This window comes from Lentisphaerota bacterium (assembly GCA_016873675.1).
Taxonomy (GTDB): Bacteria; Verrucomicrobiota; Kiritimatiellia; order RFP12; family JAAYNR01; genus VGWG01.
The window spans coordinates 1-5,239 of record VGWG01000153.1 but is presented as its reverse complement, the minus strand read 5'-3'; the positions used below and the strand labels follow the sequence as shown (position 1 = coordinate 5,239).

Here is a 5,239-nt window from a genome sequence, read left to right as displayed (position 1 = left end):
AGGAATGGACGTCGAAGCCCTGTCCAACTGGCCATGGACTGCCAGTCCCTTGGGCAGGGTCTCCAAGATCTCGTCTGCCCAAGCGACAAATCTGACCGACTCCTGATAAACAGTCAGCTTCTCATGAGCAAAAACCGTTTTCATGGGTGACATTTTATGATCACATGCAGGAGCAAAGCAAGATTACGATTACGATTATGATTACGATTACGATTAAGTAACCCTCATCAGAACGGCCATGCGCCCCGGTCGTCGGTTAGCTGTTTGTCATTGCTCAGTCTTTGTCGGTTTGATACGATCCGCATCGTTGAATCGTGTCATCGTGGTCACCGGATATCTGGGCATGCTCCTGCGCACGACCTGAAAGGATGCGGTATGACAAATATTGTGGATGTCGCGCTCGCCGTGATCGTCGGGCTGTCGGCAAATTTCCATGATGGACTAAAAAATCTGGAAAACAAGGCCTATGCTCAGGCGGTGACCAACTTCACGGCGGTCATCACGGCTGAGCCGACGGTGGCGGAGATGAAAGCACTCTCCCTGCTCTACCGCGCGGAGGCCTATGGCCGGGCGGGAAGCAAGGCTGAAGCGCTTCAGGATGCGGCGACGCTGCTCAAGACCACGGAGGATGCCGCCCAGAGAAAGAAAGCCCTGGCGCTTTACGCCGCGCACGGCGGCGAGTTGAAGGATCTCCGTCCAAAGGTTGGCCCCAAGGCGCGGATGGACGCCTTCTTCGCCGCCCTGCAGAAGGCCGACGTCACGGCGGCCAAGCAAAGCCTGTCGGGACCGCTGCTGCATCTGGTCCAGATCGCCGACAAGGTGTACGCGGCCGAGAGCCGCAGAGACCGAGAGGGCGTCTCTTTCCTTTCGGAGTTTGCGAGGGAATCCGGGATGTTTGTCTTTGCCGGCGAGAGTTTCAACGACACCAATCAGACCGCCACGCTATCCATCTCGATCCAGAACCACATGGTGTTCACCCTTGGACTGGTCCAGCAGGAGGGCGCGTGGACGGCCGCGACCGTCCAGGACATCAGGAAGATCGAACGGCCGCGTCCCGTCGACCGGGCGAACCCGCCGGATGCGCGCGAACCGCCCCAGACGGTGATCCGAAAGGAAGATGTGCCCGAGGCGGTAGCCGCCGAGGTCCTGGCGCTCATCGTCAAACTGGGCGACGCCGATGCCAGACTGCGCGCCGACGCGAGACGGCGGCTCAAGGAGATCGGCACCCCCGCCACGCCCTTCCTCCGCGATCAGGTGAATCATGCCGATCCCGAGATCCAGTCCGCCGTGCGGGAGTTGCTGAAATGATGCGCTTGATTTCTAAACCATCACACCCATAGAAGGAGTCACAGGTCATGAACAATGCAAAAAGAACGCTGGTTGCCGGTTGTGTCGCGCTGGGAATGGCGGGCGCCGTGTCGGCCGACGTGACGCTCGCGGGCGCGGTCCTCCCGCCGCCTCAGCCGGCCGCAGACGCCGACAGTATACGCGCGGGGAGTGCGGTAGGAGCGGACAGCCTGGAATTCCTTAACAAGGACAAGCTTCACGGCTCCCTGATCGCCGTGGCGCCCGAATCCGGCGGCGTGACGTGGAAGCATGGAAGCGCCGAAAAAACGATCGACTTCAACCTCTCCACCGTCATGCGCGCCACGTTGGGCCCGCGCAAGGTGACGTCGGGCATCCCCAGCACGGCCGCGATCTATCTGACGAACGGCGACATGCTACCCGGCAACATCGTGTCGCTGGATGGCGAGAAACTCGTGCTGGACACGTGGTATGCGGGCAAGATCACCATCGCCCGCCTGATGATCAAGTCTATGGCACCCAACATCCGGGCTTCAACACGGGTCTACGAGGGGCCAACCGCTCTATCCGAGTGGACGATATACCCGAGCGGATCTCAGGTGCAGTGGCGTTTCAAGGATGGCGCGCTGTATGCCGCGCAACAATATCCGATCGGCCGCATCATCGAGAAGATGCCCGACACCGCCGACATTCGGTTCGATGCGGCTTGGCGCAGCGCCTATCCGCAGTTCTCCTGTGTGATCTACACAGACAACGTTCAAGAAAATCGGAACGGGTACATGCTCCAAGTGTCGGGATCCTCCATTTATATGCAGCGTCTCTCTCGCAATTCCGGATCGAGGAACCTCGAACGGCAAGTCGAGTTTGCGGACTTTAGTAATGGCAAATGCCGGAGTGCGACGTTTAACCTGCTGGTGAGCAAAAGCGCCAAAACCATCACCTTGCTGCTCAACGGTCGTCTGTTGACCCAATGGACGGACACGGCCGAATTCGCGGGCCAAGGCAATGGCCTCTCGTTCCGCTCAAACACCTCCGGTGATCTGAAGATCAGCAACATTATGATTTCGGATTGGGATGGCAAGACTCCCGAGTTGGCCGAGACTGGCTCGACTGTCGTCAAGGATGATCTGTTGCGCTTCATCAACAACGACAAGGTCTCCGGCCATCTCAAGTCCATTTCCGGCGACGCCGTGAAATTTGAGACCTCCTATGCCACGCTCGACATCCCGCTCGCGCGGGTCGTCGAGATCGTGACATCCACCGAGAACGCCGCGCGGGCACGGAAGAACAAGGAGGATGTCCAGATGGTTTTTGCCGATAAGGGCCTGTTGACCCTCCAACTGGAGCGAATCGAAAAGGACGAGGTCAAGGGCCAAAGCGAGAATTTCGGAAAGATCACCTTGCCGCTGGGAGCCCTGCGCCGGCTCGATTTCAACATTTACGCGGAAAGACAGGCTGATGAGGCCGATAACTTCGCGTTCTAATCGCGATGCGTCCCGCACCCTGATCGCCCGGCGAGCGCCGCCGCCTCGACCCGCTCGAGTTCCATGCCGCGTGATGCCTTGAAGAGCAGCGTGTCGCCGGGCTTGAGCAAATCCCGGATACCGAGCACGGCGGCGGCGGTGTCGGAAAAATGGCGGACCGCCCCGGCGGGAAACCCGGACGCGACCGCCGCTTCGGCGATCCAGCGCGCGTCTTTGCCGACAGCCACCAGCAGATCCCACGGCCCGGCGGCCACGCAGCCTCCCAGCTCGCGGTGAAAGTGCTCGGAGGCTGCGCCCAGCTCGCGCATGTCGCCCAGCACCACCACCCGGCGTGCTGCCGCCCCAATTCGGGCGAAGGTCTCCAGTGCGCATCGCATGGCGGGGGGATTGGCGTTGTAGGCATCGTTGATGCTTACCAGACCATCCACCTCGGTTCGCTGCCACCGCATCGCCGGCATCGACAGGTGCGCCAGCCCCCGTTCGATCGCTTCCCACGCCAGTCCTGTTGCGCGACCGGCGGCCACAGCCAGAAGCAGGTTGACGGCATTGTGCCGGCCGGCCAGGCCGCTGCGCAGGACTTGCGACTCCCCGCTCGCCCGCTCGCACACCCTCACCACGCCGCCGTCGGCATCTGCCCACGTGCCGGCATAGTCGGCCTCGCCGCCGTCACCCATCCGCACGGAGATGATCCGACAGGCCGCCTGCGCCCGGAGAAACGAGGCATGCGCGCCATCGGCGTCAATCACCGCAAAACCCCGCTCGGGCACGCTGCGAATCAGCGCCGCCTTTTCGTCGGCGATCGCCGCCTCGCTCCCGAAGTGCTCCAGATGCACCGGCCCGACAGCCGTGAGGATCGCCGCATCCGGCTTCAGTATCCGGCAGAGATAGGGGATTTCACCGGGGTGATTGGTTCCCGCCTCGATCACGCCGACCCGCGCCTCGCCGGGCATGGCGAGAAGGGTGAGCGGCAGCCCGATGTCGTTGTTCAGATTGCCGCTCGTGGCGTGTATGGGACCGGCTCCGGAGAAGACCGCAGCAGCGAGTTCCTTGGTGGTGGTTTTGCCGACGCTCCCCGTGATGCCCAGCACAAAAGCGTGGAGCGCGCGGCGGCGTCCCGCCGCCGCCAGACCGAGCGCGCTGCGCGTCTCAGCCACCCGCAGAAGCGGTAGCGATACACCTTCGGCGCGAGGCCAGTCGTGGCGCACCAGCGCTGCGGCAGCCCCCCCGTTTTGCGCCTGGAGCACATAGGCGTGGCCGTCATGGTGATCGCCCTTCAGGGCGACGTACAGGCCTCCGGGGATCATGTGACGCCCGTTTTGCGTCACACCCCGCACATCCGTCGCGCCCCCATCCCAGACGCCACCCGTCCAGACCGCCAGATCTGCTCCGCGTATCAGCGGCCACTCTGTCTGCATGTTCTGATTGGTCATGTTCACCGTCTCGCTTCCGCCAGTTGCTGTCCAACTTCTCGAACCACGTCTCGATCATCGAACGGAATCGTCCGATCCGCAAATATTTGAACGGCCTCATGCCCCTTGCCGGCGATCAGCACCACGTCATCGGCACCCGCGCTGCGCAGCGCCCGCGTAATTGCCTCAAACCGGTCGGGGACCACCTCACAGGCCGTGCCGATGGGCAGCCCGGCCACGATGTCGCGAATGATCGCGGCCGGATCTTCGCTGCGCGGGTTGTCGGAGGTGATCACCAGCCGGTCCGCATGCGACGCGCAAGCCAGTCCCATCTTCGGACGCTTATCGCGGTCGCGGTCGCCCCCGCATCCAAAGACCACGATCAATTGTCCCGGGGTCACTTCGCGCAGCGTGGCGAGCACGTGCGCCAGCGCATCGGCGGTATGGGCATAGTCAACAAAAATCCGGCACGGCAACGAAGTCGGCACGCGTTCCAACCGGCCCCACCGCGGGCGCGCCTCGCACAGCGCGCGCGCCACAACGGCCAGCGGCACCCCTCCCGCCAATGCCAGCCCGGCGGCGCACAACATGTTCATCACGTTGTAGCGACCCGACAATCCGCTGGCGACCGGCACGCGGCCGACGGGCGTGCACAGGACAAACGCCGTTCCGTCGGCGGTACCGGTCACGGCTTCGGCGCGCAGGGGCTGGCCGCCGAGCAACCCATAAGGGACGACGGTCAGCCCTGCGGCGGCGGCCTCCTGGGCCAGTTGCGCCCCGTAGGCGTCATCGGTGTTGAACACGGCGGACGCGCCGGGGCGCTCGTCTGCAGCACAGGTGAACAGCCGCCGCTTGGCCGCGAAATAGGTTGGCATGTCGTTGTGGTAGTCGAGGTGGTCCTGAGTGAGGTTCGTGAAGGCGACCGCGTGAAAGCGTGTGCCATCGGTGCGGCCCTGCGCCAGCGCGTGCGACGAGGCCTCCATCGCCACGGCGGTGCAGCCCGCATCCGCCATATCCCGCAGGCATCGCTGCAGGGCGCAA

The 5,239-nt window shown here is 63.2% G+C and carries 4 protein-coding genes; 2 read left to right on the top strand and 2 right to left on the bottom strand.

The features are described 5' to 3' along the window. Positions 1–375 precede the first annotated feature (375 nt). Both FJ222_11910 and FJ222_11905 read left to right on the top strand, forming a co-directional pair. A complete protein-coding gene (locus FJ222_11910) occupies positions 376–1,308 on the top strand; it encodes a hypothetical protein (protein ID MBM4165126.1) in 933 nt (310 codons plus the stop codon). Positions 1,309–1,355: 47 nt separating this feature from the next. Further along, positions 1,356–2,789 (top strand): hypothetical protein, encoded by a 1,434-nt coding sequence (locus FJ222_11905; protein ID MBM4165125.1) that lies wholly within the window; start codon positions 1,356–1,358, stop codon positions 2,787–2,789. Here the strand turns inward: FJ222_11905 and murF are convergent. Both murF and FJ222_11895 read right to left on the bottom strand, forming a co-directional pair. Next, positions 2,786–4,219, bottom strand: coding sequence for a UDP-N-acetylmuramoyl-tripeptide--D-alanyl-D-alanine ligase (gene murF, locus FJ222_11900; GenBank protein MBM4165124.1), 1,434 nt, complete (start codon positions 4,217–4,219; stop codon positions 2,786–2,788). The genes FJ222_11905 and murF overlap by 4 nt on opposite strands. Before the next feature lie 2 nt (positions 4,220–4,221). Then, the coding region (locus tag FJ222_11895) for a UDP-N-acetylmuramoyl-L-alanyl-D-glutamate--2,6-diaminopimelate ligase (protein MBM4165123.1) at positions 4,222–5,239 on the bottom strand (1,018 nt) is incomplete at its 5' end.

What these genes read in the sequence shown, in the direction of transcription:
- FJ222_11910 (MBM4165126.1), top strand. Translation starts at nt 376, where the DNA reads ATGACAAATATTGTGGATGTCGCGCTCGCCGTGATCGTCGGGCTGTCG.
- FJ222_11905 (MBM4165125.1), top strand. Translation starts at nt 1,356, where the DNA reads ATGAACAATGCAAAAAGAACGCTGGTTGCCGGTTGTGTCGCGCTGGGA.
- murF (MBM4165124.1), bottom strand. Translation starts at nt 4,219, where the DNA reads ATGACCAATCAGAACATGCAGACAGAGTGGCCGCTGATACGCGGAGCA.